This is a genomic window from Streptomyces sp. NPDC047886, from assembly GCF_043204435.1.
Classification (GTDB): Bacteria; Actinomycetota; Actinomycetes; order Streptomycetales; family Streptomycetaceae; genus Streptomyces.
Genome location: NZ_JBIDCF010000007.1, coordinates 244,610 through 270,774, shown reverse-complemented (window position 1 = coordinate 270,774; position 26,165 = coordinate 244,610). Strand labels below are relative to the sequence as shown.

At 73.6% G+C, this 26,165-nt stretch carries 21 protein-coding genes; 14 read left to right on the top strand and 7 right to left on the bottom strand.

The genetic code is table 11. The features are described from left to right. Nucleotides 1-21: 21 nt before the first annotated feature. The 8 genes from ACGF5U_RS24015 (at nt 22) to ACGF5U_RS23980 (ending at nt 8,305) form a co-directional block, all read left to right on the top strand. Complete coding sequence (locus ACGF5U_RS24015) at nt 22-1,467, top strand: aldehyde dehydrogenase family protein (RefSeq protein ID WP_392715203.1); 1,446 nt, start codon at nt 22-24, stop codon at nt 1,465-1,467. A 285-nt stretch (nt 1,468-1,752) separates the two neighbouring features. Further along, nucleotides 1,753-3,318, top strand: a complete 1,566-nt coding sequence (locus ACGF5U_RS24010; RefSeq protein ID WP_392715202.1) for an APC family permease — start codon at nt 1,753-1,755, stop codon at nt 3,316-3,318. Nucleotides 3,319-3,544: 226 nt separating this feature from the next. Beyond that, nucleotides 3,545-4,486, top strand: coding sequence for a hypothetical protein (locus tag ACGF5U_RS24005; protein WP_392715201.1), 942 nt, complete (start codon nt 3,545-3,547; stop codon nt 4,484-4,486). Continuing rightward, complete coding sequence (locus tag ACGF5U_RS24000; protein ID WP_392715200.1) at nt 4,483-5,724, top strand: hypothetical protein; 1,242 nt, start codon at nt 4,483-4,485, stop codon at nt 5,722-5,724. Before ACGF5U_RS24005 ends, ACGF5U_RS24000 begins: the two co-directional genes overlap by 4 nt. Then, nucleotides 5,721-6,152 carry a hypothetical protein gene (locus ACGF5U_RS23995; protein WP_392715199.1) on the top strand — a complete coding sequence of 144 codons (432 nt, stop codon included), beginning with the start codon at nt 5,721-5,723 and terminating at the stop codon, nt 6,150-6,152. The genes ACGF5U_RS24000 and ACGF5U_RS23995 overlap by 4 nt, the downstream gene beginning before the upstream one ends. Further along, nucleotides 6,149-7,351, top strand: a complete 1,203-nt coding sequence (locus ACGF5U_RS23990; protein ID WP_392715198.1) for a caspase family protein — start codon at nt 6,149-6,151, stop codon at nt 7,349-7,351. The genes ACGF5U_RS23995 and ACGF5U_RS23990 overlap by 4 nt, the downstream gene beginning before the upstream one ends. Nucleotides 7,352-7,415: 64 nt before the next feature. Continuing rightward, on the top strand, nt 7,416-7,919 hold the full coding sequence (locus ACGF5U_RS23985; RefSeq protein WP_392715197.1) for an FBP domain-containing protein: 504 nt from the start codon (nt 7,416-7,418) through the stop codon (nt 7,917-7,919). 68 nt (nt 7,920-7,987) lie between these two features. After that, nucleotides 7,988-8,305: a cupin gene (locus ACGF5U_RS23980; RefSeq protein ID WP_392715247.1), complete on the top strand. Its 318-nt coding sequence runs from the start codon at nt 7,988-7,990 to the stop codon at nt 8,303-8,305. Between the two features lie 132 nt (nt 8,306-8,437). Here the strand turns inward: ACGF5U_RS23980 and ACGF5U_RS23975 are convergent, their stop codons facing one another. The 3 genes from ACGF5U_RS23975 to ACGF5U_RS23965 are packed head-to-tail and all read right to left on the bottom strand — an operon-like array spanning nt 8,438 to nt 10,235. Continuing rightward, nucleotides 8,438-8,986: an MOSC domain-containing protein gene (locus ACGF5U_RS23975; RefSeq protein WP_392715196.1), complete on the bottom strand. Its 549-nt coding sequence runs from the start codon at nt 8,984-8,986 to the stop codon at nt 8,438-8,440. Between the two features lie 41 nt (nt 8,987-9,027). Beyond that, entirely contained in the window at nt 9,028-9,384 is a 357-nt protein-coding gene (locus tag ACGF5U_RS23970; protein ID WP_392715195.1) for a putative quinol monooxygenase, read from the bottom strand. Beyond that, nucleotides 9,381-10,235: an IclR family transcriptional regulator gene (locus ACGF5U_RS23965; RefSeq protein WP_392715194.1), complete on the bottom strand. Its 855-nt coding sequence runs from the start codon at nt 10,233-10,235 to the stop codon at nt 9,381-9,383. Before ACGF5U_RS23965 ends, ACGF5U_RS23970 begins: the two co-directional genes overlap by 4 nt. 341 nt (nt 10,236-10,576) lie before the next feature. Here ACGF5U_RS23965 and ACGF5U_RS23960 point away from each other — a divergent pair, with 341 nt between their 5' ends. The 4 genes from ACGF5U_RS23960 (at nt 10,577) to ACGF5U_RS23945 (ending at nt 19,086) form a co-directional block, all read left to right on the top strand. Continuing rightward, nucleotides 10,577-11,407 (top strand): TIGR03619 family F420-dependent LLM class oxidoreductase, encoded by an 831-nt coding sequence (locus ACGF5U_RS23960; RefSeq protein WP_392715193.1) that lies wholly within the window; start codon nt 10,577-10,579, stop codon nt 11,405-11,407. A 69-nt stretch (nt 11,408-11,476) separates the two neighbouring features. Further along, nucleotides 11,477-14,065 carry a bifunctional FO biosynthesis protein CofGH gene (locus tag ACGF5U_RS23955; protein ID WP_392715192.1) on the top strand — a complete coding sequence of 863 codons (2,589 nt, stop codon included), beginning with the start codon at nt 11,477-11,479 and terminating at the stop codon, nt 14,063-14,065. A gap of 5 nt (nt 14,066-14,070) precedes the next feature. Further along, nucleotides 14,071-17,844: a tetratricopeptide repeat protein gene (locus tag ACGF5U_RS23950; protein ID WP_392715191.1), complete on the top strand. Its 3,774-nt coding sequence runs from the start codon at nt 14,071-14,073 to the stop codon at nt 17,842-17,844. 120 nt (nt 17,845-17,964) lie between these two features. Further along, entirely contained in the window at nt 17,965-19,086 is a 1,122-nt protein-coding gene (locus tag ACGF5U_RS23945) for an ADP-ribosylglycohydrolase family protein (RefSeq protein ID WP_392715190.1), read from the top strand. A 98-nt stretch (nt 19,087-19,184) separates the two neighbouring features. On the opposite strand, the gene ACGF5U_RS23940 is transcribed toward ACGF5U_RS23945, so the two are convergent. Beyond that, entirely contained in the window at nt 19,185-20,027 is an 843-nt protein-coding gene (locus ACGF5U_RS23940) for an SDR family oxidoreductase (RefSeq protein ID WP_392715189.1), read from the bottom strand. An 85-nt stretch (nt 20,028-20,112) separates the two neighbouring features. On the opposite strand from ACGF5U_RS23940, the gene ACGF5U_RS23935 reads away from it, so the two are divergent. Next, nucleotides 20,113-20,994, top strand: coding sequence for a hypothetical protein (locus ACGF5U_RS23935; RefSeq protein WP_392715188.1), 882 nt, complete (start codon nt 20,113-20,115; stop codon nt 20,992-20,994). 81 nt (nt 20,995-21,075) lie between these two features. Here ACGF5U_RS23935 and ACGF5U_RS23930 read toward each other — a convergent pair whose 3' ends face one another. The 3 genes from ACGF5U_RS23930 to ACGF5U_RS23920 form a co-directional block, all read right to left on the bottom strand. After that, nucleotides 21,076-21,276, bottom strand: a complete 201-nt coding sequence (locus ACGF5U_RS23930) for a DUF397 domain-containing protein (RefSeq protein ID WP_392715187.1) — start codon at nt 21,274-21,276, stop codon at nt 21,076-21,078. A gap of 191 nt (nt 21,277-21,467) precedes the next feature. Then, nucleotides 21,468-22,325, bottom strand: coding sequence for a helix-turn-helix domain-containing protein (locus ACGF5U_RS23925; RefSeq protein ID WP_392715186.1), 858 nt, complete (start codon nt 22,323-22,325; stop codon nt 21,468-21,470). Nucleotides 22,326-22,660: 335 nt separating this feature from the next. Continuing rightward, the gene (locus ACGF5U_RS23920; RefSeq protein ID WP_392715185.1) at nt 22,661-23,422 is read right to left on the bottom strand and encodes a GPP34 family phosphoprotein; all 762 of its coding nucleotides are present in this window, start codon (nt 23,420-23,422) and stop codon (nt 22,661-22,663) included. A 175-nt stretch (nt 23,423-23,597) separates the two neighbouring features. Between ACGF5U_RS23920 and ACGF5U_RS23915 the strand changes: the two genes are divergently transcribed. Next, a complete protein-coding gene (locus ACGF5U_RS23915; RefSeq protein ID WP_392715184.1) occupies nt 23,598-25,952 on the top strand; it encodes a serine hydrolase in 2,355 nt (784 codons plus the stop codon). The last annotated feature ends 213 nt before the right edge of the window (nt 25,953-26,165 follow it).

Below are 26,165 nucleotides of genomic sequence, written 5' to 3'. Positions count from 1 at the left end.
CCGGCGGGGCAGGGAGAGCCGGTGCGGCTGTTCGTGGGCGGTGAGTGGGTCGAGCCCGACGGCGGTCACTACGAGGTGATCGACCCGGCGAGCGAGGAGGTCGTGGGGCTCGCCCCCGAGGCGAGCCGGGCACAGGCGGCGGAGGCCGCGCGGGCGGCGCGGGAGGCGTTCGCGGCCTGGTCGCGGACCGCGCCCGAGGAGCGGGCGGCCGTCCTGGACCGGGCGGCCGATCTGATCGCCCGGGACGCCGCCGCCCATGCCCGGCTGGCCCGCGTGGAGAGCGGCGCGACGACCGCGACGGCGAGGGGCATGCAGGTGGCGGTGGCGGCCGCCCGGTTCCGGCGGTACGCGAAGGGCGCCCTGGAGCCCGTGGAGGAGGCCCTGCCGCCGCAGGTCACCGCGGCGGGCCCGATGGGGCCGGCGAGCGTGATGGGCGCGGTCGCCGTGCGCCGCCCGGTCGGCGTGGTCGCCTGTGTCACCTCGTACAACAACCCGTGGGCCAATCCGGCAGGGAAGATCGCCCCGGCGCTGGCGATGGGCAACACGGTCGTCGTGAAACCGGCCCCGCAGGACCCGCTGTCGGTGTACGCGCTGGCCGGCGTCCTGCAGGAGGCCGGTGCGCCGCCGGGTGTGGTGAACGTCGTGACGGGTTCGGGGCCGGAGGCCGGGGAGGCGGTCGTCGGGTCGGCGGACGTCGACATGGTCAGTTTCACCGGGTCGACCGCCGTGGGCCGCCGCATCGGCGAGGTGTGCGGGCGGGACGTCAAGCGGCAGCTGCTGGAGCTCGGCGGGAAGGGCGCGGCGCTGGTCTTCGACGACGCCGACCTGGACGCGGCGGTCCGGGGCATCGGGACGACGTTCTCCTTCTACAGCGGGCAGATCTGTACGGCTCCGACGCGGGTGATCGCACAGCGGGGCGTCCACGACCGGCTGGTCGAGCGGCTGGCCGGGTACGCGGCGCGGCTGCCGGTCGGCGACCCGGCGGCGCCCGGGACGGTCGTCGGGCCGGTGATCTCGGCCGCGCACCGGGACCGGGTGGAGGCGTATGTGGAGCTGGGCCGGAAGGAGGGGGCGCGGGTGGTCGTGGGCGGGCGGCGGCCGGCCGTGGAGCGGGGCTTCTATGTGGCGCCGACCCTGCTCGCCGGGTGTACGGGCGACATGCGGGTGGTGCGGGAGGAGATCTTCGGCCCGGTGGTCGTGGTGGTGCCCTTCGACGACGAGGACGAGGGCGTCGCGCTGGCGAACGACAGCGACTACGGCCTGATCGACTACGTGTGGTCCGGCGATGTGGCCCGCGCGTTCCGGGTGGCGGGCCGGCTGCGGACGGGCGGTGTCGGTGTGAACACGGTCGGGCGGAACATGGAGGCGCCGTTCGGCGGGTTCCGGCGGAGCGGGGTGGGGCGGGACGTCGGCTCGTACGCCCTTGCCGCGTACGGCGAGTTGCAGGCGGTGGTGTGGCCCGGGTGAGGGCGGGCCCGGCCCCCTCCCCGGCCCGGCCTGGGGAGCGGCCGGAAAACGGAGGGCGAACACTGGAAAAACAAGCACGGGAAATTTTTCAAACGGGCAATTCGGGCAGGGCTGCGATTCCCGCATATCGAACACCGGTCCATGCGCCCGTGAAACACCTGGTTCACCGCTCAACCGATCTTTCTTTCCTTGCCGAGCGTCCGGTTCGTCCCGGCCAAATGAAGGGAAAGATCGCGGAGTTCGATCCTCCGGATGTGGAAACCGCAGCACCTAACGTCCTGACCCATGACTCAGGTGGAAGCGCGGCCCCAGGCCGGAGACACGGTAAGGGACGTCACCGCGACAGGCGAGAGCGGTGGTGTTCGCACCAAGGGACTCGGCGGGAACTCCGTCGGGCTGATGGGTGGTGCCGTCATCGGCATCTCGACTGTCGCCCCTGTCTACTGTCTGACCTCGACCCTCGGCCCCACGGTCGGCGAGGTCGGGCTCCAGATGCCGGCGATCTTCCTCGCCGGATTCCTCCCCATGCTCCTGGTGGCCTTCGCCTACCGCGAGCTCAACCGGGCCATCCCGGACTGCGGCACCTCCTTCACCTGGTCGGTGAAGGCGTTCGGCCCCAAGGTCGGCTGGATGTGCGGCTGGGGCCTGCTGGTCGCCACCGTGGTCGTCCTGTCCAACCTGGCCGGTGTCGCCACCTCCTTCTTCTGGCTCACCGCCGGTGAGATCACCGGCAGCCCGGCCATCGCGGCCCTGGACGGCAACAAGGCCGTCCACATCCTCACCACCCTGGCCTTCGTGGCCGCCGCCACGATCGTCAGCTACCGGGGCATCACCGCCACCAAGTGGCTCCAGTACGCGCTCGTCGGCCTCCAGCTGGCCGTCATCGTCCTCTTCGCCGTCATGGCCGTGTCCAAGTCCGGCGAGATCGCGGGCTCCCTCGACTTCTCCTGGTCCTGGATGAACCCCTTCGGCGTCGAGTCCTTCGCGGCCTTCACCGCGGGACTCTCCCTCTCGATCTTCATCTACTGGGGCTGGGACACCTGCCTCTCCGTGAACGAGGAGAGCGTCGGCAGCGCCCGGACGCCCGGCCGCGCCGCCCTGCTGGCGATCGTCGTCATCGTCGCCTCGTACCTGATGGTCGCCATCGCCGTGCAGATGTACGCCGGCATCGGCGACACCGGCCTCGGCCTCGGCAACCCCGAGACCTCCGACAACGTCTTCGCCACCCTCGCCGGCCCGATCATGGGCTCCGGGCTCGGCATCCTGCTGTTCGTCGCCGTGCTCGCGTCGGCCGCCGCCAGCCTCCAGACCACGTTCATCCCGGTCGCCCGCACGGCCCTCGCGATGTCCACGTACGAGGCGTTCCCGCCCGCCTTCGCCACGGTCCACCCGGTCCACAAGACCCCGGGCCGCGCCACCATCGTCGCGGGTGTCGCCACCGGTGTCTTCTACTCGGTGATGACCCTGGTGAGCGAGAACGTCCTCGTCGACACCATCTACGCGCTCGGCCTGATGATCTGCTTCTACTACGCGATCACCGCGTTCGCCTGCGTCTGGTTCTTCCGCCGCGAACTGCGCCGCTCGGTCCGCGACCTGTTCGTCAAGGGGATCCTGCCGGGCCTCGGCGGCCTGATGCTGACGGCCGTCTTCGCCCAGACCCTCAAGGACATGTGGGACCCGGCGTACGGCAGCGGCTCGTCGGTCTTCGGCATCGGCTCGGTCTTCGTGATCGGCGTCGGCCTGCTGCTGGTCGGTGTGGCCCTCATGGCCTGGATGCACCGCCGCAGCCCGGCGTTCTTCCGGGGCGAGGTCCTGACCAAGGAGACCCCGGCGCTGGTCGTCGCCGACTGACGCCCCGTCGCCTCACCTGCTCGTCCGCGCGGCCGGGGATCCCCCGGCCGCGCGGCGGCGCGTCCGGCCTCCGGCGGCGGCGGAACGCACGCCGTCGCACGACCGGAGGCGATTGCCCTTTTCCCCTTCGGTCCGCGCCGTGCCTGTGGGACGCTGGTCAGCCTGCGCGCCACGACGTGACACGACGTGACACGACATGACGCGACGTGACAGAAGGGGGCTGATCATGTTCACAGGTCGGGAGAATCCCATTCCGGGATGGCGAGGAGGCGACGGGAACGCCGCCTATCTCGACAAGACGATCCGCTTCTCCGACATCGAGACGCATCTCAACGAGAGCGTCACCTTTTCCCGGCTCTTCCGGCTGTTCGGCCAGGCCCTGGCGTTCTCCGTGCTCGTCTTCGGCGCCGGGATGATCGTCGGCCTGCTCGTCCTGGCCGGCGGCTTCGAGGCGTTCGTCGGCTGGATGACGATCGTCTCCATCGCCGCGACCGTGGCGTTCTGGCTGCTGGTCTTCCTGGCCAAGGAGGCCGAGCCGATCGCGGAGTGGCGGGTGCTGCTCGCCGAGCGGGAGGGACGCAAGGACCTGGCGTACCAGGGCATCCGCAAGGTGCTCGCCGCGCGCGGCTTCCCGGTGCGGATCGGCGAGGAGGAGGGACGCCTCGTCCTCAGGGAACGCGGCTACACCGCCTACATCTCCGTCTTCGCCTACGGCAGCAGCCTCTACCTGGGCTGGATGATGTGGCGTTCGCGCCGGGGCCATGAACTCATCGGGCAGTTCCTCCGCGACGTCCTCGCGGGACTGTCGGGCAAGAACGAGATCGAGCAGCAGATCCTGCGGAGCGAACGGGCCCGCGCCATGCGGGAAGCCGTGCACATGGCCAGCCGCGAGGGGCTGATGGTCGCCCTGGACGACGCGCAGCAGGAACGCGTGTCGGTACGGAAGGCAGACCCGGCCGCGTCGGCGGAGATCCCGAACCAGCCGTCGTATCCGGCGGCGCCCGCCTTCCCCGCGGCGGCGCCCGCCACCGCCCCCTACCCGGCGGCCGCGCCCTACCCGGCGGCCGGCGCCGAACCGGTGCCGCCCATGCCGGCGGCGCCGCCTCCGCCGCGGCCGCCCGTGCCCGGCGACGGCGGGGTGGACGACCACCGGGGCCCGAACCGTTGAGCGGTGCGCCCGACCCGTTCCTCCTGCTGACCGGCCCCGGTGCCGCCTGGTGCTACACCGGGGTCCGGCTGGAACCCGATCCGTCCATCGCCAACAACGCGGCCGCCGTCGGCCTGCCCGACGAGCAGCGCCGCGCACAGGTCGTGGGCCGGGAACGGGCCTGGCTGACCGGGCACTGGGCGGACGACGGCCGCTGCTGGGAACTGCGCTGCACGGCCGGCGACCGGGACGGGGGCGACGACGGGCGGCTCACGTGCGTGCTGCTCGGCCGGGCCCACGGACCGGATCCGCAGCGGGCACGGGCCTCGGCCGAACGGCTGCGCGCCGGCCTGGCGGCGCTGCCCCGCCATGTGCGTACGGCACCGCTGACCGGCCCGGAGATCGCGCGCGTACTGCGCCCGTTACCGGACGGGGCCGCCCACCTGGTGGAGGTACGCAAGCGCCTCACCTGGGCGCCCATGCAGCGGTCGGACGCCGCGTTCCCCGTCGGCGTGACGGTGGAGCCGTTCTCCACCGAGCCGATGAGCTGGGAGCCGCTGTGGGCCGAACTCGCCCGCACGCCCGGCACCACCGTCCTCGCCGTCCGCCTGGAGCCCGCCCCCTGGTACGGCCACCACACCGAGGCCGTACGGCGGTTGCTGCACGAGTACCACGCGCTCGCCAGGCCCGGCCGCTTCAACCCGGCGCTCGGCCGCCAGGAGCCCGCCGTGCCGTTCGCCGCGCACGCCGCCGCGTTCTACGAGTGGCTGCTCGGCAGCGCGGCGGCCGAAGCCGCCCACCGCGTACGGATCACGCTCGCCGCCGACCGGCCGCTCCCGCCCGGCCTGCCGGAACTCGTCGCCGCCACCGTCTCAGGACCCACACCCCCGGGCGAGCGCCCGCGGCCGGGCGCCGTCGTCCGCCCCGTACGGGACCCGGCCGAAGTACGGCAGGGCTGGCACGCGTTCACCACCCTGCACGACACCTGGCTGCCGGGCGTCCACCAGCAGGACGTACCGCTCCCACTCGGCCCCTTCGAGCGGATGCTCGCCGACCGGGTGGTGGCGGCAGAGGTGTCCGCCGCGTTCCGGCTGCCGTACGAGGTACCGGGCCACGGCGCGCTGTTCCGTACGACGGGCGGCGACGTGCCGTCCCCCGCGCCGTCCGCCCCGCCACCGCCTCCGGGCCCCGGCGGGGTGCCCTTCCCGGAACCGCCGGACTTCACCGCAGACCATCACCGACACGGGGGTACCGCATGACCGACAACCGGCTCACCATCACCTTCGACGCGCCGCCCGAGGAGGTGAACCTGCTCGTCCGCGAGGTGGCCGACTGGTACGAGGACGACGACGAACTGCGCGGAACCGTCCGCCTGGTCATGGCCGAGGCAGCGCCGGGCAAGATGGGCGGCCTCGCGACTGCCGTGGAACTGTTCGGCGCGGTCGAACCGGTGATCACGGCGGCGGTCGGGGCGTTCGGCTACTGGCTGGGGCAGCGGGCGTCCGCCCGCCCGGTCACCTTCGAGGTGACCCGGCCGGACGGCAGCAGCCGGAAGATCACCGCCACGGAGGGCAACCTCGACGACGCCGTACGCCGCTTCGAGGAGTTCGCCGACGGCACGACGACGACGTCGACGGCGGCGACGGCGGCGACGACGGCCGACGACCAGGAGACGACGGGACGTTGACGGCCCCGACCCCGGCCGCTCCACCCCCCGAGGCCGGCTGGGGCGCCGGCTGGGCGGCCGTGCGCCCGCGCAGGAGCCGGGCGCTGGCCGTCCTCACCGGGACGGCCGCCCAGGTCCACCCCAGCAACCTGACATCCATCCCGCAGGTCGCGCGCAACATCGCGGGGCTCGCGGACGCGCTGACCGGGCCGGGCGGCTGCTTCACCCCGGCGGGCGTCCTGACCCGCGTCGACCCGCACACCCGTACCGATGTGCTCGACCTGCTGCTGCACCGCCCGGACGGCACACCGGGCGCGAACGGCGAGGAACTCGACGTACTCCTCTTCTACTTCGCCGGACACGGCGTCGTGCCCCGGGGCGAGGACCACGTGGGCCTGGCCCTGCCCGGCACCATCGACCGCTCCCCGCGCTCCGGAGCCACGTCCCTGCCGGTCGCCGAGGTCTTCGCGGCGATGCGGAAGGTACCGGCGCGGCACCGCGTCGCCGTCCTGGACTGCTGCTTCTCGGGCACCGCGCTGCAGGCCGCCCACGCCGAACGCGTCCACCTGCTGACGGCCACCGAGGCCCGCCGCCAGGCCGACTACAACACCGACCGGCCCGGCGAACCCACCGTGTTCACCGGCGCCCTGCTGGACCTCCTGCGCACCGGCGTCCCCGACGGGCCCGAGCACCTCGACCTCACGACCCTCCACCGCCGCGTGTCCGTGTCGCTGGCGGCGGCCGGGAAGGAGGAACCGCTGCTGCGCACGGTCGCCCCCGGCGGCGACCTCGCCCTGTTCGCCAACCCGGCCCACGGCACGGCCCGCACGCGCGAGGGCCTCTGGCGGCGGGCCCGGTTCGCCGTCGAGGCCCGCAACGCCGCGCACCGCGCCCGCGCGGCGGCCAACGACCTGGCGTGGCGGCACCGTATCGACACGGCCGCGCACCTCGCGGAGGCCACCGCCAGGGACGCCGCCCTGAGCCTCCCCGACGACGACCCGCACCTGCTCTACTACCGCCAGCTCCGCGGTTCCCTCCTGCACGAGGCCGACCGCCCGCAGGAGGCCGCCCGGGTGCTCGGCGATCTGATCGCCACCCTGGAGCGGGTCGCCGGCCCCGACGACCCCCGCACCGTCCAGGCCCGCGCCACGTACGCGGCCGTCGCCCCGGCCGACCCCCACGGGGTCGGGGACGACCGGGCCGTACGCACCGGCCACTGACCGCTCCCCGTGGCCGGGGAAAATCGGATGACCCGGGTCCGTATCCGCCCGTACCGTCCCGTCCATGGATCCACTGACCGAGAAACAGATCCGTTCGTCCTTCGTGAACTGCACCAAGGGCGAAGCGGCCCGTCTGAAGCTGCCGGTGGACTTCGCCGAACTCCCCTGGGACGACCTCGACTTCCTCGGCTGGATCGACCCGGGCGCCCCGCTGCGGGCCCACATCGTGCGGCCGGGAGCGGACGGTTCCCCGATCGGCCTCACCCTCCGCGTACCGGGTGCGAGCCGCACCAGCGCCGTCAGGTCGAGCGTCTGCCAGATCTGCCTGACCGGCCACGCCGCATCGGGCGTCTCCCTCCTCGTCGCCCCGCTCGCGGGCGCCAAGGGCCGGGAGGGGAACACGGTCGGGGTCTACGTCTGCGCCGACCTCGCCTGCTCCCTGTACATCAGGGGCAAGCGGCAGCCGAAGCTGCGGAGCGGGCGCCACGAGGAGACCCTGACGGTGGCGGAGAAGATCGCCCGCGCCGCCGCCAACCTCGACGCCTTCACGGCCAAGGTCACCGCCTGAACCCACCGCGCCACACCGAGCGCGTCCCGGGCATGCGGGCGGCGGCGGGGCGGGGCATGGTGGAGCGTATGTACGACCTCAACGCGATCGCCGAGGAACACCTGGCCGAAGCACACAAGAGCCCGCACGGGCGGAGCGCGAACCTGCTGCTGCGGGACCAGCCGCTGCGGCAGAGCATCATCGCGCTCACGGCGGGCACGTCGCTGGACGAGCACAACGCGCCGCCCGCCGCGTCGCTGCAGGTCCTGCGGGGGGCGGTGAAGGTGACGACGGCCACCGGCGAGGAGGAGCTGACGATGGGCGCGCTCTATCTGATCCCGCCCGAGCGTCACGGCCTGACCGCCGTGACGGACGCGGCCGTGCTGCTCACCGCCGTGAACGACTGATGTCGCGTGTCATCGCCGTGCACGACTGATGTCGGCTGTCACCACCGTGCACGACTGACATCCGGTCTCACCGCCGTCAACGGCCGCTCCCCGGTGTCACCGGTGTGGCGGACCGACCGGCCCCCGGCGGTGTCAGACGCGCTCCAGCGGGCGGTGCGGCTCGGCCGGGAGCAGCACCTCGATCGGGTCATCCGGCCGGACCACGCCGCCGTGCCGCACGATGCCCATGATCCCGGCCTTGAGGAACAGGTTCCCGTCCTCGTCGCGGCCGACGAGCCGCTTCATCAGCCCGTCCTGGAAGTCGTCGATCTGGCGGCAGGGGTTGCGCAGGCCGGTGACCTCCACGACCGCGCCGCCGTCCTGGCCGAAGCGGAGCAGTGTTCCGGTCGGCAGGCCGAGCAGGTCGATGCCACGGGTGGTGATGTTCTCGCCGAGCTGTCCCGGCTTCACGTCGAACCCGGCACCGCCGACCTCCGCGAAGAGCTCCTCGTGGATGAGGTGGACCTGACGCAGGTTGGGCTGCGTGGGGTCCTGGGCCACGCGGAAGCGGTGCTTGACGGTGGCACCGGCGTGGACGTCGCCCTCCACGCCGAGCCCGGCGAGCAGGGTCACGCTGTCCCGGTTCGGCTTGGTGAACCCGTACTCCGCGTTGCTGCTGACCGCTGTGACCGTCCCGCCCATGGCGCGCGCCCCCTGTTCGCTGCTGTTCGACGGCCGTGAGCCTAACCGGCGGCCCCGGCGGGCCGGTTCTGCGGGTCGGGGCTCAGTTCCGCCATGAGGTTCCAGCCCCGGGCGTCCGGGATGTCGACGTGGATGATCTCCGGGGTCGTGGCGATCGCGCCCGCCATCGCCTCCAGGCCCGCCTTGAAGTGGGCCGACGCCACGTGGACGGCGCCGGCCTCCGCGTCGGCGAAGGCTTCCAGCAGGACGTAGCGGTGCGGGTTCTCCGTGTCGCGGGACCAGTCGAAGAACAGGTTGCCCGGCTCGGCACGGGTGGCGCGGGTGAAGTCGTCGACCAGGGTCGGCCACTGGTCGCTCCGCTCGGGGCGGACGGTGAAGCGGACGGCTATGAAGATCATGACCCTAGGGTGCGGGAGACCGCCCCGGTGCCTCCAGGGCGCCCGCCGCTCATTCCGGCAGGGTCGGAAAAGCCGTCGGAGCGCGGCGTGGGCGCCGTCGTCCGACAGGCCGTCGGGAAACCGGCCGCCGCCGCCCGCAGCGCCGCCCGCAGCGCGCCCTCCCGGCGGCGGATGTCGCTCGTCGGGAGCGACACCGACAGGGCGTGCCCCACCGCGCCGTCACCGCCCGGCAGGGTGACCGCCAGGCAGGTGTACGCCGGGTCGGCCTCGCCCACCGAGACCGCCACGCCCTGGGCGCGCACCCGGGCCACCTCCGCCTCGAAGCGGTCGGGCGTCGTGATCGTGCGGGGCGTGAGGCGGGCCATGCCGTGGTCGGTGAGGTAGCGGCGGCGCTCCGCCCGGCCGAGGCCCGCCAGCAGGGCCTTGCCGTGGGCGGTGGCGTGGGCGCGGGATTCGGGGCCCGGGGTGAAGGGGTGGCCGGTGGCCGTGACGGGCGCCGTGCTGTCCACCACGGTGATGACGCCGTCCCGGTACGCGGTGAAGTACGCGTCCGTACCGGTCGCCCGCCCCAGCCGGGCCAGGGCCTCGCCCGCGCCCGTCGGCATCCCCACGTGCCGCTGGAACGACCGGTGGAGCGCGGCGAGTCCGGGGCCGGGCGCGTAGCCGCCGCCGGCCGCCTTGACGACGTGGCCGCGTGCCGTCAGCGGGGCCAGCAGGTGGTAGACGGTCGACAGGGCGCAGTCCAGCCGTCTGGCCAGGGCCTTCGCCGTGACCGGAGCGTCCGCGTCGGCCACCAGGTCCAGGATCCGCAGCGCGCGGTCCACCGAGTGCGGGCCGGGGGAGGCAGACATGGGTACGGTCCTTCCAGGGGCCGGGACGGTCGGCGGCCATCCAGAGTAAGACCCGTCGGCGGCCGTCCGGAGCCGTACCCGCAGGCGGTCGTGCGGACCACGTCCGGCGGGCGGCCGGCCGGGCCGTCTCGCGGGCGCCCGGCCGGACGTCCTGAGGGCGCCACCGGTCGGACCGTCCTGCGGGCGGTCGTCCAGGCAGGGACCCGTCGGCGGTCGTCCAGGCCGGGACCCGTCGGCTGCCGGCCGGGTCGGGACCCGTGTAGGGCCGGCCGGGTCGGGACCCGTGGGCGGTGGCACGGTCCGCCGTCCGGATCGAGACCAACCCGTAGGAGGGCACGCTCGTGCGTATCGCCACCACGATCTTCCTCACCGACGAGACCGTCACCCCGGTCCGGCTCGCCCGCGAGCTGGAGCGGCGCGGGTTCGCCGGGCTGTACGTGCCGGAGCACACGCACATCCCCGTCGAGCGGGCGTCCGGCTATCCGCCGGGCGGTGAGCTGCCGCGCGAGTACGGCCGCACCCTGGACCCGTTCGTCGCGCTCGCGCAGGCCGCGGCGGTCACCGAACGGCTGGCGGTGGGCACCGGGGTGACGCTGGTCGCCCAGCACGATCCGATCGGCCTCGCGAAACAGGTCGCCACTCTCGACCATCTGACGGGCGGCGGCCGTCTCACGCTCGGCGTCGGACTCGGCTGGAACCGTGAGGAGGCCGAGGACCACGGCGTCCACTGGGCGACCCGCCGTTCCCTGGTCCGCGACCGGATGGCGCTGATGCGGGCCCTGTGGGAGCCGGAACCGACGCCGTACGAGGGCGAGTTCGGGTCCGTGCGGGCCTCGCTGGCGCATCCGAAGCCGGCGGGCGGGGCGCCCCGGATCCTGCTCGGGGGCGCGGCCGGGCCGAGGCTGTTCGCGGATGTCGTCGGGTACGCCGACGGCTGGATGCCCGTCGGAGGGCGCGGTCTCACCGAGCACCTGCCGGTGCTGCGGGCCGCGTGGGAGAAGGCCGGCCGGGACCCGGAGCTGCTCCAGGTCGTCCCGTACGCCGTGCGGCCGACCCCCGGCAAGCTCGACCACTACGCGAGCCTCGGTGTCCGCGAGGTCGTGCTGCAGCTCCCGCCGGGCGACGAGGCGGAGGTGCTGAACGTCCTGGACGAGTACGCCGCGTACCTCTGACGGTTGCCGGCCGGAAGGGCGCGCGCCGAGCCCGGCACGCGCCCTTCCGGCCCCTCGTATCCTCGGGGAATGACCTCCACGGGAACCCGGAACGGACCGACCGAGAACGCCATGCGCCGCGCACTCAAGCGCGCCCGCGACGGGGTGGCGCTGGACGTCGCCGAGGCGGCCGTGCTGCTCCGGGCGCGCGGCGCGGACCTGGACGCGCTCGCCGCTTCGGCCGCCCGGCTGCGGGACGCGGGTCTGGAGGCGGCGGGGCGCGCCGGTGTCATCACGTACTCGAAGAGCGTGTTCGTCCCGCTGACCCGGCTGTGCCGGGACACCTGCCACTACTGCACGTTCGTGACCGTGCCCGGCAAGCTGCGGCGCGCCGGGCACGGGATGTTCATGTCGCCGGACGAGGTCATCGACGTCGCCCGCGCGGGTGCCGCGCTCGGCTGCAAGGAAGCGCTGATCACGCTGGGCGACAAGCCGGAGGACCGCTGGCCCGAGGCCCGCGAGTGGCTCGACGCGCACGGCTACGACGACACCCTCGCGTACGTGCGGGCCGTCTCGATCAGGATCCTGGAGGAGACGGGCCTCCTGCCGCACCTCAACCCGGGCGTCCTGTCGTGGACGGACTTCCAGCGGCTCAAGCCGGTCGCCCCGTCCATGGGCATGATGCTGGAGACGACGGCGACCCGGCTGTGGTCCGAGCCGGGCGGCCCCCACTACGGGTCCCCGGACAAGGAACCCGCCGTCCGGCTCAGGGTGCTGGAGGACGCCGGGCGGTCGTCGGTGCCGTTCACCAGCGGGCTGCTCATCGGGATCGGTGAGACGTACGAGGAGCGGGCGGAGTCCCTGTTCGCGCTGCGCAGGGTGTCCCGCGCCCACCACGGCATCCAGGAGCTGATCATCCAGAACTTCCGCGCCAAGCCGGACACGGCGATGCGCGGCATGCCCGACGCCGAACTGGACGACCTGGTCGCCACTGTGGCCGTCGCCCGGCACCTGCTCGGCCCGTCCGCGTGCCTCCAGGCGCCGCCGAACCTGGTGGACGAGGAGTACGGGCGGCTCATCGGGGCCGGTATCGACGACTGGGGCGGGGTGTCACCGGTCACCATCGACCACGTCAACCCGGAGCGGCCCTGGCCGGGTATCGACGTGCTCGCCGAGCGGTCCGCGGCCGCCGGGTTCGAGCTGCGCGAACGGCTGTGCGTGTACCCGGAGTTCGTGCTGCGCGGCGAGCCGTGGCTCGATCCGCGGCTGCTGCCGCACGTGACCGCGCTCGCCGACCCGGAGACGGGTCTCGCGCGTCCCGACGCGGTCCCGGCCGGGCTGCCGTGGCAGGAGCCCGACGAGACGTTCACCGTGCCGTCCGGCCGCACCGACCTGCACCGCACCATCGACACGGAGGGCCGGACCGGGGACCGCCGCGCCGACTTCGACGTCGTGTACGGGGACTGGGAGGCGCTGCGCGAGGCGGCGGCGCCCGGCATGGTCCCGCAGCGGCTCGACACCGACGTACGGGCGGCGCTGGCCGTGGCCGCCGACGATCCGACGCGGCTCACCGACGACCAGGCCCTCGCCCTGCTGCACGCGGACGGGCCCGCCCTGGACGCGCTGTGCCGGATCGCCGACGACGTACGGAAGGCGGCCGTCGGCGACGACGTCACCTACATCGTCACCCGCAACATCAACTTCACCAACGTCTGCTACACCGGCTGCCGGTTCTGCGCCTTCGCCCAGCGCAGGACCGACGCCGACGCCTACACGCTCTCCCTCGACCAGGTCGCGGACCGGGCCGCCCAGGCGTGGGACGTGGGCGCGGTCGAGGTGTGCATGCAGGGCGGCATCCACCCGGACCTGCCCGGCACCGCCTACTTCGACATCGCACGCGCGGTGAAGGCGCGGGTGCCGGGCATGCACGTGCACGCCTTCTCGCCGATGGAGGTCGTCAACGGGGCCTCCAGGACCGGCATGTCGATCCGTGAATGGCTGACGGCGGCCAAGGAGGCCGGCCTCGACTCCATCCCGGGCACGGCCGCCGAGATCCTGGACGACGAGGTGCGCTGGGTCCTCACCAAGGGCAAGCTGCCCGCGGCCACCTGGATCGAGGTGGTGACGACCGCGCACGAACTCGGCATCCGGTCGTCGTCCACGATGATGTACGGGCATGTGGACCAGCCCCGCCACTGGCTCGGCCATCTGCGGACGCTGGCCCGGATCCAGCGGGAGACGGGCGGTTTCACCGAGTTCGTGACGCTGCCGTTCGTCCACACCAACGCGCCCGTGTACCTGGCCGGCATCGCCCGCCCCGGGCCGACGGTCCGCGACAACCGCGCGGTCACGGCGATGGCGCGGCTGCTCCTCCACCCGTACGTCCCGCACATCCAGACCAGTTGGGTGAAGCTGGGCGCGGAGGGCGCGGCGGAGATGCTGCGCTCGGGCGCGAACGACCTCGGCGGCACCCTGATGGAGGAGACCATCTCGCGGATGGCCGGGTCGCGTTACGGCTCGTACAAGTCCGTACGGGACCTCGTCGCCATCGCGGACGCGGCGGGCCGCCCGTCCCGGCCCCGCACCACCCTGTACGGGGAGGTGCCCGATGAGCGGCGGCGGACGGCCGAGCGGTCCGACGGACACCTCCCGGAGCTGCTGCCGCTGCTGACAGACTGAACCGCATGGCTACGGGGAGGGGCGCGGCGGCACGTCCGTCGATGCAGCAGCTGATCGGGCGGCGCCGGCGGGCGGGCTTCGTGGGGCGGGGCCGCGAGAAGGCTCTGTTCCGCGACAACTTCGACATCCCGGTCGACGACGAGCGGCACCGGTTCGTGTTCCATGTGCGGGGCATGGCGGGCGTCGGGAAGACCACGCTGGTGCGGGAGTTGCGGACGACGGCGGAGGGGCTCGGCGCGGTCACCGCGTATGTGGACGAGTCGGTGAACGGCGTGCCGGAGGCGATGGCGGCGATCGCCCTGCGCTTCGAGCGGCAGGGGCACCCGCTGAAGGCACTCGACCGGCAGCTCGCCACCTACCGGCAGCGGCGGCACGAGGCGGAGTCGGCGGTCGCACGGCAGGAGGCGCCGTCACCCGGCCTCCCGTCACCGGGCGGTCCCGGGCCCGGCGTGCCACCGGGCGCCCCGTCGGCCGGTGGCCTGGCGGCCGCCCAGGCCGGGCTGATCGGCGTCGGCATGATCCCCGTGGTCGGCGCGTTCGCGGGCGCCGTCGACCCGGCCGCGCTGGCGCAGGGCGCCGACCGGCTGAGGGCGGCGCTCGGCGCCCGCTTCGGCAACCAGGAGGACGTACAGCTCGTCCTGGACCCGCTGAAGGTCCTGACGCCCGTGCTGGTGTCGGAGCTGAACCGGGTGGCATCCGGCGTCCCGTGGGTCGCGCTGTTCTTCGACACGTACGAGCGCACCGGGCCGTTCCTCGACACGTGGCTGCGCGATCTGATCACCACCGAGCGGTACGGGGCGCTGCCCGCGAACATCGTCCTCACGCTCTCCGGCCAGCGCCGCCTCGACCCGGCCTGCTGGGCCGACTGCGCGGACCTGGTCGAGGACCTGCCGCTGGAGCCGTTCACCGAGCCCGAGACCCGCAGGCTGCTGTCGGCGAAGGGCATCGTGGACGAGCCCGTCGTCCAGGACGTGCTGCGCCTGTCGGGCGGGCTGCCCGTCCTCGTGTCGACCCTCGCGGAGAACCCGGGCGAGCCGAACACGGCGGGCGCGACGGCCGTCGACCGGTTCCTGAAGTGGGAGCACGACCCGGAACGCCGGGCGGCCGCCCTGGCCTGCGCCCTGCCGCGCCGCCTCAACGAGGACGTCTTCGCGGTCGCGGCGGGCGGGGCCGTGCCGGGAGGGACCGCACCCGGGGAAGGCGGGGCCGACGGGGACGCGGAGCTGTTCGGGTGGCTGCGGTCGCTGCCGTTCGTGTCCGAACGCGACGACCACGTCCGGTACCACGACGTCGTACGGGACCCGATGCTGCGGCTCCGGCGGACCGGCTCGCCCCGCCGCTGGCGGGAGACGCACGAGCGGCTCGCCGAGGCGTTCGCGCGGTGGCGGGAGCGGGCCGGTGCGGGCCTCGACGAGCCGTGGCAGGACGAGCGGTGGCGCGCCCTGCGCGACGAGGAGCTGTACCACCTGCTGTGCGCCGACCCGCGGGGCGGGCTGCCGGCCGCGCTGCGGGACGGGGTGGAGGCGTGCCGCGAGGGCACGGCGGTCGCCCGCCGCTGGGCGCGCACGATCGCCGCGGCGGGCGAGGACGCCGACGCCGACCCGGTACGGCGGTGGGGCGCGGAGTGCCTGGACGCGCTCGGCGACGAGGACCGCGGCCCGGTCCGGGTGCTGGGGATGCTGCTGGCGCGGGCCGGCCTCGACGTCGACGGCCAGGTCGGGGCGTTGAGCGCGCGGGCGTTCCACCACCGGGCGGCGAGCCGGTACGACGAGGCGTTCGCCGACTGCGAGCGGGCGCTGGCACTGGACCCCGACGGGTGGCGGGGCTGGTTCGACCGGGCGCTCACCCACCGGCACGTCCGCGCGTACGACGCCGCACTCGCCGACCTCGCGATGGCCGGGGAACGGAACCCGGACGCGGCGCGCGTGGCCCGCGAGCGCGGCGAGACCCTGCGCCGCGCCGGACGCCGCGAGGAGGCGGTGTCCGCGTTCGACCGGGCGCTCGCGCTGGATCCGGCGGACGTCATGGCCCTGGAGGGCCGGGCGGCCGCGAAGGAGAGCCTGGGCCGGACCGAGGAGGCCATCGCCGACGCGAACCTGGCGCTCGACATCCGCCCCGGCTACCGGCACGGCCTCGTCCGCCGCGCCCGCATCCTGCGCGGCACCGGCGCCACGGACGCCGCACTCGCGGATCTGGCCCGCGCCGAGGCGCTGTACCCGGGCGATCCGTGGATCGTCGGCGAGGTCGGTGAGACGTACCGGTACGCCGGGCGGTACGAGGAGGCGATCGCCGCGTACGACCGGGCGATCGCCCTCGACCCGGAGTACGCCTGGGCGTTCGGCAGCCGTGCGATGGCCGAGGACGCGCGGGGCCGGACGGACCAGGCGCTCGCGGACCTGGACCGGGCGCTGGAGCTGAAGCCCGAGTACCTGTGGGCGCTGTTCAGGCGGGCGGAGATCCTCCGCCGCCGGGGCGACACGGCCGGGCGGCTCGCGTCCCTGGACCGGGCGGTGAGGAAGGCGCCGGACGCCCCGGTGGCCCGGACGATGCGCGCCCAGGCGTACGGCGATGCCGGGCGGCACGACGAGGCGCTGGCCGACCTCGGCAGGGCGCTGGCGATCGATCCCGACTACGCCTTCGCCCTGGGCGTGCGGGGCCGGACGTACGAGGTGCTCGGCCGCCTCGACGAGGCTCTCGCCGATCTGGACAGGGCGGTGGACAGCGACCGCACCGACTGGTGGGCGCTGACCGTACGCGCCCGGGTGCGGCACGGTCTCGGGGACGCGGAGGGCGCGTTGTCGGACTGGCGGAGCGCCTGCGTACTCGCCCCGGACGACGCGAACCTCCTCACCCTGACCGGCGAGAACCACCGGCGAGCCGGCCGTTACGAGGAGGCGGTCGGGTATTTCGACCGGGCCGTCCTCCTGTCGCCGGACGACTACTGGCCCCTCGGCAGCCGCGGCCAGGCGCTGCGCGGCCTCGGCCGGTACGCCGAAGCCCTTACGGACCTGGACCGGGCGGCGGCGCTGGCGCCCGGCAGGGCCTGGATCGTCGCGGAGCGCGGCGCCGTCCTCCAGGACACGCGCCGGTACGCGGAGGCCCTGCGGGAGTTCGACCGGGCCGTGGGGATGGAGCCGTCGTCGGGCGAGGCGTACGCGTCGCGCGCGCTGTTCCACCGGGCCACGGGCCGGCCTGCCGCCGCGCTCGCCGATCTCGACCGCTGTCTTGAGCTGGGCCACGACGTCGAATGGGCCCTGTGCGAACGCGCGCTGCTCCACCTCCTCGCCGGTCGTCACGACGAGGCACTGACCGCGCTGGACGCGCTGGACGGGCTGGATGGGCCGGAGGGGCCGACTGGGACGGACAGGCCGACCGGGCGGGGCGGCGGCCGGGCGGTGGTCCTGCGTGCCCAGGCCCATCGCCGGGCCGGGCGCTTCGACGCGGCCCGCCGGGAGGCCGAGCGGCTGGTCGCCGACGACCCGACGGGCGGCGCCTTCCTGCTCGCGATGGTCGTGAGCCGTACCGAGGGCCTGGAGGCCGCCGCCGACTGGTGGCGGGAATGCGACGATCCGCTGTTCGCCGCCTGCGCGCTGGGCGACGGGCCGCGCGCCGACGCCCTCACCGGCGAACTCCTCGCCTCGGCGCCGCTGTGGGACGAACTGACCGAGGCGGCGCAGCTGCTCGGCGAGCTGCTCCGCTGTCCCGGCGCCGACCGCGCCCGTATCGAACCGCTCATCCGGCGGGTCGAGGCCGCCAGGGACGCGTTCCCCCCGCCGTAGGAGCGATCGCCGATAACCGGCCACCGTGCGCCGGCTCACCCGGGCTCCGCCCCGGGAGGGCCTCCGGCCGGTCGATTACAGTGCTGCGCCGGACCTACGTTCGTGTGGGGGAGGGGCGCGGTGAGTACGACAGCGGCTGCCGTCTGGGGCCGGGCCGAGCAGCAGGACTTCCGCGCCCGGGTACGCGGCTGCCTCCTCGGCGGGGCCGTCGGCGACGCGCTCGGCGCCGCCGTGTCCGAGCTGCCCGTCGAGGCCATCCGCGCCGCCCACGGGGCGGACGGGCTCACCGACCTGGCACCGGCGTTCGGGCGGCGCGGCGCCGTCACGTCGGCGACCCAGCTGACGCTCTTCACCGTCGACGGTCTGATACGCGCCCAGGTCCGCCGCGACACCGGCGCCTGGCATCCGCCCACGGACGTGCACCGCGCGTATCTGCGGTGGGCGGCGACCCAGCGGGACTGGGGCCCCGACGAGCGCCGCAAGGACAACGGCTGGCTGGCCGCCGAGGAGTGGCTCTACGTGCGCCGCGCCCCGGCCAGGGCGTGCCTCACCGGGCTGGGCGACGACCTCCTCGGCACCCTCGACAAGCCGAAGAACCCCACCGCCCGTGACGCGGGCGCGGCCGTCAGGTCGGCGCCGTTCGGGCTGCTCGTCGGCTGGGAGCCGCACCTCGTGTGCCAGCTCGCCGTCGAGTGCGCCGCGCAGACCCACGGGCATCCCACCGCGTATCTGGCCGCCGCCGCCTTCGCCGTCGTCGTGCACGGGCTGGCCCGCGGGCAGAGCGTGGAGGCCGCGGTCCAGGGGGCGCTGGCCCAGCTGGCGTCCCGCCCCGGGCACCAGCCGGTCACGGACGCGCTGGGCCAGGCGATCGCCGCCGTACGGCAGGGGGTGCCGGGGCCGGACCGGATCGCGTCGCTCGGCGACACGGACGGGGAGGCCGCCGAGGACGCCCTCGCGATCGCCGTCTACTGCGCCCTCGTCGGCGAGGACGTCCAGCACGGGCTGCGCCTGGCCGTGAACCACGACGGCCCGTCGGCGACGACGGGCGCGCTCACCGGCGGGCTGCTGGGGGCGCTGCACGGCGAGACCGCCCTTCCGCCGGCCTGGCTGGCCGAGCTGGAGGGGCGGCCCACGGTCCTGGCGCTGGCCGACGACTTCGCGATGGAGATGACGCAGGGGCCGGCGCTGCACGGCCCGTCGGGTGCCGCGCCGGGCTGGCTGGCCCGCTATCCGCGCGGCTGAGGCCGCGCCCCGACCTTGGTCGTGTCCGGGGGACAGACCCTGCTCACCAGCGGGAAAGCGCGACCGGCTCCGCTGCCACCATGATCCGCCGGGCACTCCTAGCGCATCAGCTCGCCCGCGTTCACCAGCAGCGACTGCCCGGTGATGGCACGGGCGCGGGCGGAGGCGAGGAAGACGGCGGCCTCCGCCACGTCCGCGTCCGTGGCCGGCTCGGGCAGCGCCATCCGCTCCGTCAGACGGCCCAGCACCTCGTCCTCCGGGACGTCTTCGCCGCGCGCCGCGGCCCGGACGTACGCCTGGACCGGTGGCCCCCACATCCAGCCGGGCAGCACCGTGTTGACCCGGATGCGGTACGGGCCCAACTCCCGTGCCAGCGAGTACATCGCCGACGTCAGCGCACCCTTCGACGCGGCGTACGCCGCCTGCCGCACCTGTGACGGCGCGGCCACCGCCGACTGCGTGCCGATGAACACCACCGCGCCACCGCCCCGCTTCCGCAGCGCGGGCAGACAGGCCCGGGTCATCCGCAGGGAGCCCAGCAGGTTCACGTCCAGGACGTCCCGCCACACCGTGAAGTCGGCGTCCTCCAGGCCGCCGAAGTGCCGGTCGGCGGCCGCCACGTGCACCACCGCGTCGATCGCGCCGAACCGTTCCACGGCGAGCCCGGCGAGCGCCGCGCACTGCGCCTCGTCCGTGATGTCCGTCGCCCGGTACGCGGTGCGGCGCCCCTCCGGGTCGATCTGCGCCGCGCACACCGCCAGCCGCGACGCGGTGCGCGCCCCGAGTACCGCGTTGCCCCCGTCCCGTACGACGGCGGCGGCGACCCGGCTCCCCAGCCCGGCGCCCACACCGGACACGACCACGGTCCGCTCCCGCAGCGGCTGATGCGGCGGCTGATGCGGCGGCGGGGGCGGCTGCGTGCGCGGCTGTGTCGGCGGCATTCCGGTCGCCTCCCGGCTCTGGCCATGTAACTGACGGACCGTCAGAGTAGGCGGGGTCACAGGAGGACGGAAGGGGGCTTCAGGAATGAGCGCGCCAGGAACGGGCGATGACGAGGACACGCGCGGCGAGGCGTACGCGCGGCTCGCGGCCGTCGGCCCGTACGGGACCCACCCCGGCCATGCCCTGATCACCATGGTGGAACCGCACCCGGGCCACGAGTACGCGTACAACCGCTGGTACGAGGACGACCACTACTACGCCGGAGCCATGGCCATGCCGTGGATGTTCGCGGGGCGGCGCTGGGTGGCGACCCGGGAACTGCAGCTGCTGCGCTACCCGGAGACCTCGGCGGTCGCCCGCCCCGTGACCGCCGGCTGCTACCTCTCCACGTACTGGATCACCGAGGGCCGCTACGACGACCACGTGAAGTGGACCGTCGCCATCAACCGGCGGCTGAACCACGACGGCCGCGTCCACCAGGCCCGCACGCATGTGTTCACCGCGTTCCAGGACCATGTGGCGACCGTCTACCGGGACGGCGCCGCCGGGCCGCGCGACCGGCACGCCCTGGACCACCCGTACGCGGGTCTCGTGCTCCAGGTCGTGGACGCCGCGGCGCCGGAGCGGCGGGCGGAGCTGGAGCGGTGGCTGCTGCGGCGGGAACTGCCCCGGCGGCTCGCCGGGTCACCGGCCGCGATGGTGACGGTGTTCCGGCCGACCCCGCTGCCCGGTGACCGGATGACGTACGTGAAGCAGGTGGAGGGCGTCGGTACGCGGCTGACCCTGCTGTGGTTCCTGGAACGCGACCCGCGCGACCCCGGCTGCTGGGAGCACTTCACGGACCTGACCGCGGCCGGCACGGGGGAGGCGGGCTCGGTGGGGGAGCCGGGGAGGCTGGAGCTGGTGGCGCCGTTCATTCCGACGGTGCCGGGCACGGACCGGTACGTCGACCGGCTGCGCGGGTGAAGGGCCGAGCCCCCTCGGCCGGGACGGCGGACCAGTCGAGAGGGCTCTTCGATGACGCCTGACGGTATGGACCGTCCTGACTCAGAGAGCCCCCGTACTCACTTCCCGGACGAACGCGTTCCACGAGTCGGGGCGGAACGAGATGTTCGGGCCGGCGGGAACCTTGGAGTCCCGTACGGCGATCGACTGGACGACAGGGGACTTGACCTCGACGCACGCGCCGTTCGCTCCCGAGTAGGAGGACTTGGTCCAGATGTCGGTGGCGCCCTGGGTAATGGCCATTTCTCTACGCTCCGGTTCTGGCGGTAGGAGTCGCGCCAACCTTGGGGCTGGCGTGATCGACGCTACTCGCCGACTTCGCTGCGTAGGACAATCGTTCACTCGACCGGATGGCATATACCAGTCAGGGGTTCCGCAGAAGGCCGACCGGGGTGTACGGTGCCGACCTTCTGCGCCGCCGGGGCCGTCCTCCCTCAGTCCGTGTAGTCCTTGATGACCTGCTTGATGAACTGGCGCGTCTGCTCCACGTTCAGCGCCTGGGCCCGCAGGTGCTCGTACATGACGCTGTAGCGCTGTACGTCGTTCGGCTTCTCCAGGTACAGGTCACTCGTGACCCCCTCGATATAGACGACGGACGAGTCCGAGGCGTCCGGGAACTCCAGGATCGCGTAATGGCCGCTGATCCCCGGATGCGCGCCCATGTCGAACGGCAGCACCTGCACGGTCACGTGCGGCAGCTCCGACTGGTCCAGCAGCGACTCCAGCTGCCCGACCATCAGCTCCCTGCTGCCCACCACACGCCGGAGCGCCGACTCGTCGATCACCGCCCACAGCCGCAGCGACTGCTCCGCGTCGGTGATGCGCTCCTGGCGGCGCGCCCGGACGTTCACCCGTTTCTCGATGTCGGTCGGCGGTGTCTCCGGCTGGGCGCCTCTGATGAGCGCCTCCGCGTACTGCCGGGTCTGGAGCAGACCGGGCACGATCTGCGGTTCGAAGACGCGCAGCGACGCCGCGTCCGTCTCCAGTCCGATGTAGACGCTGTACGGGATGTCGCCGAAGGCGTGCCACCAGCCCTGCTGCCGGGAGTCCTTCGCCATCTGCATCAGCGAATCGACGATACGGGGGTCCTCGACCTCGTACACCCCGCACAGATCGCGGACGTCGCGCTGGCTGATGGAACGGCGGCCGTTCTCCAGGCGGCTGATCTTCGACTGGGACACCAGCAGGCGCTCCGCCACCTCCTCCGCCGTCATGCCCTTCTGCTCACGCAGCCGGCGCAACTCCTGGCCCAGTCTGCGTCGCCTGACGGTGGGATTGACGTTGGACGCCACGGGAACTGCACCTCCGCTGCCTGCTGTTGCCGGCGTAGCTCTGCGTATCTACCGCTCAGCAGACTGCCACCAAAGCGTCGACGGCGCTGGAAAATCGGCACACGCAGGACGACGGCGGGCGCGCGGGGCGGCCCTGCGGAGGGCCGTCCCGCGCGCTCATGCGGCTCCCGAACCGGGTCATGGGGACAACGGCGCGGTGGACGTACGGACATACGGATGTCCGGGCGTACGGGGTGGTGCGGACGTACGTGGTACGCACGTACGGGGTCCTGCGTGGTGCCGTGGTGCCGTGGTGCTGGGTGGTGCTGTGGTGCGTGGTGCTGCGTGGTGACCGCTCAGTGCGCGGCGACGCGGGCCATGGACCCGCCGACTCCGCCGACCCCGCCCACACCGCCGCGTGACGGCGGGCGCATGGGGACGCCCGCGGCCTGCCGGCCCGTGCCGGCCGTCGCGGTGGCACGGCGCGGCTGTGCGCCGACGCCGTTCTGGACGTCCATCACGGCGTGCGCCACGAGTCCGCCCATGGGGTCGTGCCTGATCAGATCCCGGAGCCGGGAGCGCGATGAACGCCCCTCGTTGCCGGGGTAGAGGTGCTTGCCGAGTCCGACCGCGTGGGCCAGCGCGGCGAGCGCCGCGGTCCGCGGGTCCGGCGGTACACCGGTGCGGATCGCACTGTCCAGCCGGGCCCTGATCTCCCGGCTGATCGCCGTGTCCGTCGCCTGGTAGCGAGTCGTCGGCAGCACCCCGCACATCTGGCCCTCGACGGCATGCACCATGCCGCACCGTTCCAGATGCGAGAGATACGTCTGGCGGAGCCCCAGCCGGGGCCCGCCGATCCAGTGGACGGCCCGAACCGGACTGCCGCGCCTGCGCAGCAGTTCCAGTGCGGAGTCCAAGGTCGGATCTCCTGTCGGCCGTGGCATCACCACGGCGATACGATCCCCGTCCGGGGCTATCCGTCCTGCCAGAGCCAGCTCCACTAGCTGTGCTCCGGCGAGGCCGAGGTCGAGCGACTGCGGCTGCGCTGTGGTACCCGTGGCCGGGTCCAGAGCGAGCAGCAGAAGCTCTTCCGGAAGTGTTCTGCGGCTCCTGCCCATCCATGCCTCCCCGCGTGGATGAATGACAGGGTGACCCCTCTCACATTCATCTGTCGAGAGCGCCTGGGTGCTTCGTACGGGAACCGGTAGGTATGTCGTTCTCGTCTTGCACGGGGGCCAAGGGCTCACACAGGACACTGGTACATGGTTCGGACAACGTAGTGGTCGAGGAGGCATGGTGGCGGGCGAGTCCCCCGACAAGTCGGAGAAGCGGAAGTCGCCGGGGGAGACGACTTCCAGCGAGAGGGATCCCCGGCTTGCGGTGTTCGGTCGCGCCGAGGCACCCGACGGGGAGGAGTCGGTACGGGTCGACCAGCCGACGGCCGTCTTCACGGCCCTCCCCGCCATGGCCGCGGCGCGGACCGCTGTGGAGGCGGAGACGCCCGTCGCGGACGAGGACGCCGACGTGACACCGGACGGTTCCCCCGTGGACGCGGAGGAGCTGGCCGCGCCGACCGTCGCCGCCGACGACGAACCCGAGTCCGAACCCCGGTCCGACCCGGAGCCGGAGCCCGAGCCCGAGCCCGAGCCCGTGAGCGTGGCAGACGACACGGCTGACACGGACGCCGCGGACGCCGCGGACGGCGACGGTGACGCCGACGAGGCGGAGACCGGCGACAAGGGCCGTAAGGACGCCGGAAACGCCCGGAGCGGCGCTGCTGAGGCCGCTGAGCCCACTGTGGCCGGTGAGGCCGACGGGGGTGCCGAGGACGCCGAGGACGCCGACGAGGTGTCCGCCGCGCCGGCCCCGCCCGTGGACCAGCCCACCGCCGTGTTCCAGGCGTTCCAGCGGCGTACCCCGGTCGACCAGCCGACGACCGCGTTCAAGGCGCTCACGCCCGAGCGGGCCAAGCCGGCCGACCCAGAGCCGAAGCCGTCGCCGGAGCCGAAGCCCGAGCCGCAGTCCGCCGCGACGCCGGAGCCGAAGGCCACGCGCGACCCGGCTTCAGCCTCCGCCCCCGCCTCCGCACCCGCCCCTGCCGGGGCCGCCTCGGCCAGGCCCACACCCACGTGGGCCACCGCCGACGCGCCCGAGAAGCCGGCCGAGCCCGCCGCCGCGTCGTCGTCCGACCGGGCCGGCACCTTCGTACCGCTGCGCTCCGACGATCTGCGGGGCGCCCGCCTCACCCCGTCGCGCCCGGCCGCGGCCGTGGTCGGGGACACCGATGAGGCGGGGAGCGCCGGTGCCGCCGTCACGCCGCCGTCGCTCACCGAGGCCGAGCGGACCAAGCAGCAGCCGCTGCCGCCGCGTCCGCCGCTCGACATGCTGGCCGAGCTGACGAACACGCCGCCCCCGCCGCCGACCCCCGTCCGTACGCTGGTACGGCGTGTCAAGATCTGGACGCCCCTGGTCGTCCTGCTGGCGATCGTCTTTGCGACCGTACAGATGCTGCGGCCGCTGCCCAGCCCCACCCTGAACCTCTCCGTGGACGCCACGTACAGCTTCGACGGCGGCAAGCTCGCGATGCCGTGGCCCGGCGAGGGCCAGGGCGCGGTGAAGGTCGAGGGCATCGGGCAGATCGGCACCTACGGTCCGCAGGAGGCCGCGCCCACGGCGAGCGTCGCCAAGACGATGACCGCGTACCTCATCCTCAAGAACCACCCCATCAAGAACAAGGACGACGGTCCGCAGATCGAGATCGACCAGCTGACCGAGGACCAGTCGCACATCGAGGACTGGTCGAGGGCCCCGGTGAAGAAGGGGCAGAAGTACACCCTGGGCGAGCTGCTGCAGCTGCTCATGGTCCAGTCGGCGAACAACGTGGCCCATCTGCTGGCGCGCTGGGACGCGGGCACCGAGGAGGCGTTCCTCAAGAAGATGAACGACGCCGCCAAGGAGCTCGGTATGGAGAACACCACCTACACCGACCCCAGCGGTTTCGAGAAGACCACGGTCTCCACGCCCGTCGACCAGCTGAAGCTGGCCGAAGCCGCCATGCAGGACAAGGCGTTCCGGGAGATCGTGGACCTGCCGAGCGTCGACCTGCCGCAGATCGGCAAGACGCTGTACAGCGGCAACAGCATCCTCCTGAGGGACGGGGTCGGCGGCATCAAGACGGGCACGTCGACCCCGGCGGGCGGAAACCTGCTGTGGGCCGCGTACACGAAGGTCGACGGCAAGCTGTACCGGATCCTGGGCATCGTGATGGGCGTCAAGAGCCCGGCCATGCTCAACGAGAAGACGAAGCTCGCCATCGAGACGTACAGCTACGACCTGATCAAGGCCGCGCAGCAGGGCGTCACCTCGGCCACCGTCATCAAGAAGGGTGATGTCGTGGGTCATATCGAGGACGGGCTCGGCGGCAGCACACCGGTCGTCGCCACCGCCGACCTGAAGCCCGTCGGCTGGGCCGGGCTGACCGTGGACCTGCAGCTCACCGACGGCGGTCTGCCGCACGCCGCCGCGGCCGGCACCGAGGTCGGCCAGGTGTCGGTCGGTTCCGGCGAGGGCAAGGTCAGCGTGCCCGTCGCCCTGGAACGGGAGCTCGTGGAACCGGGCTTCGGCGCCAAGCTGGCCCGCGTCGGCTGAGCCGTTCCCACACCTGTCGGGCGCCCCGGGGATCCCCGGGGCGCCCCCGTGTTAGCGTCCCCCGGGCAACGCGGGGCGCGCGGACGGCGTCTTGGCGTTCGGCACGGAGAACGGGACCGCCGGGAGCCGACGGAAGCAGAGAGCAGGGGAGCCGGAGAATCCGGGGAGCCGGAGGAGCCGGTAGCCGGAGAATCCGGTAGCCGGAGAACCGGT

Bases quoted from the DNA above. Each gene is read 5' to 3' on its own strand.
- ACGF5U_RS24010 (WP_392715202.1), top strand. From the start codon at position 1,753: ATGACTCAGGTGGAAGCGCGGCCCCAGGCCGGAGACACGGTAAGGGAC.
- ACGF5U_RS23985 (WP_392715197.1), top strand. From the start codon at position 7,416: ATGGATCCACTGACCGAGAAACAGATCCGTTCGTCCTTCGTGAACTGC.
- ACGF5U_RS23950 (WP_392715191.1), top strand. From the start codon at position 14,071: ATGGCTACGGGGAGGGGCGCGGCGGCACGTCCGTCGATGCAGCAGCTG.
- ACGF5U_RS23970 (WP_392715195.1), bottom strand. From the start codon at position 9,384: ATGATCTTCATAGCCGTCCGCTTCACCGTCCGCCCCGAGCGGAGCGAC.
- ACGF5U_RS23965 (WP_392715194.1), bottom strand. From the start codon at position 10,235: ATGTCTGCCTCCCCCGGCCCGCACTCGGTGGACCGCGCGCTGCGGATC.
- ACGF5U_RS23930 (WP_392715187.1), bottom strand. From the start codon at position 21,276: ATGGCCATTACCCAGGGCGCCACCGACATCTGGACCAAGTCCTCCTAC.
- ACGF5U_RS23920 (WP_392715185.1), bottom strand. From the start codon at position 23,422: ATGGGCAGGAGCCGCAGAACACTTCCGGAAGAGCTTCTGCTGCTCGCT.
- ACGF5U_RS24005 (WP_392715201.1), top strand. From the start codon at position 3,545: ATGTTCACAGGTCGGGAGAATCCCATTCCGGGATGGCGAGGAGGCGAC.
- ACGF5U_RS23955 (WP_392715192.1), top strand. From the start codon at position 11,477: ATGACCTCCACGGGAACCCGGAACGGACCGACCGAGAACGCCATGCGC.
- ACGF5U_RS23940 (WP_392715189.1), bottom strand. From the start codon at position 20,027: ATGCCGCCGACACAGCCGCGCACGCAGCCGCCCCCGCCGCCGCATCAG.
- ACGF5U_RS23995 (WP_392715199.1), top strand. From the start codon at position 5,721: ATGACCGACAACCGGCTCACCATCACCTTCGACGCGCCGCCCGAGGAG.
- ACGF5U_RS23980 (WP_392715247.1), top strand. From the start codon at position 7,988: ATGTACGACCTCAACGCGATCGCCGAGGAACACCTGGCCGAAGCACAC.
- ACGF5U_RS23935 (WP_392715188.1), top strand. From the start codon at position 20,113: ATGAGCGCGCCAGGAACGGGCGATGACGAGGACACGCGCGGCGAGGCG.
- ACGF5U_RS23915 (WP_392715184.1), top strand. From the start codon at position 23,598: ATGGTGGCGGGCGAGTCCCCCGACAAGTCGGAGAAGCGGAAGTCGCCG.
- ACGF5U_RS23975 (WP_392715196.1), bottom strand. From the start codon at position 8,986: ATGGGCGGGACGGTCACAGCGGTCAGCAGCAACGCGGAGTACGGGTTC.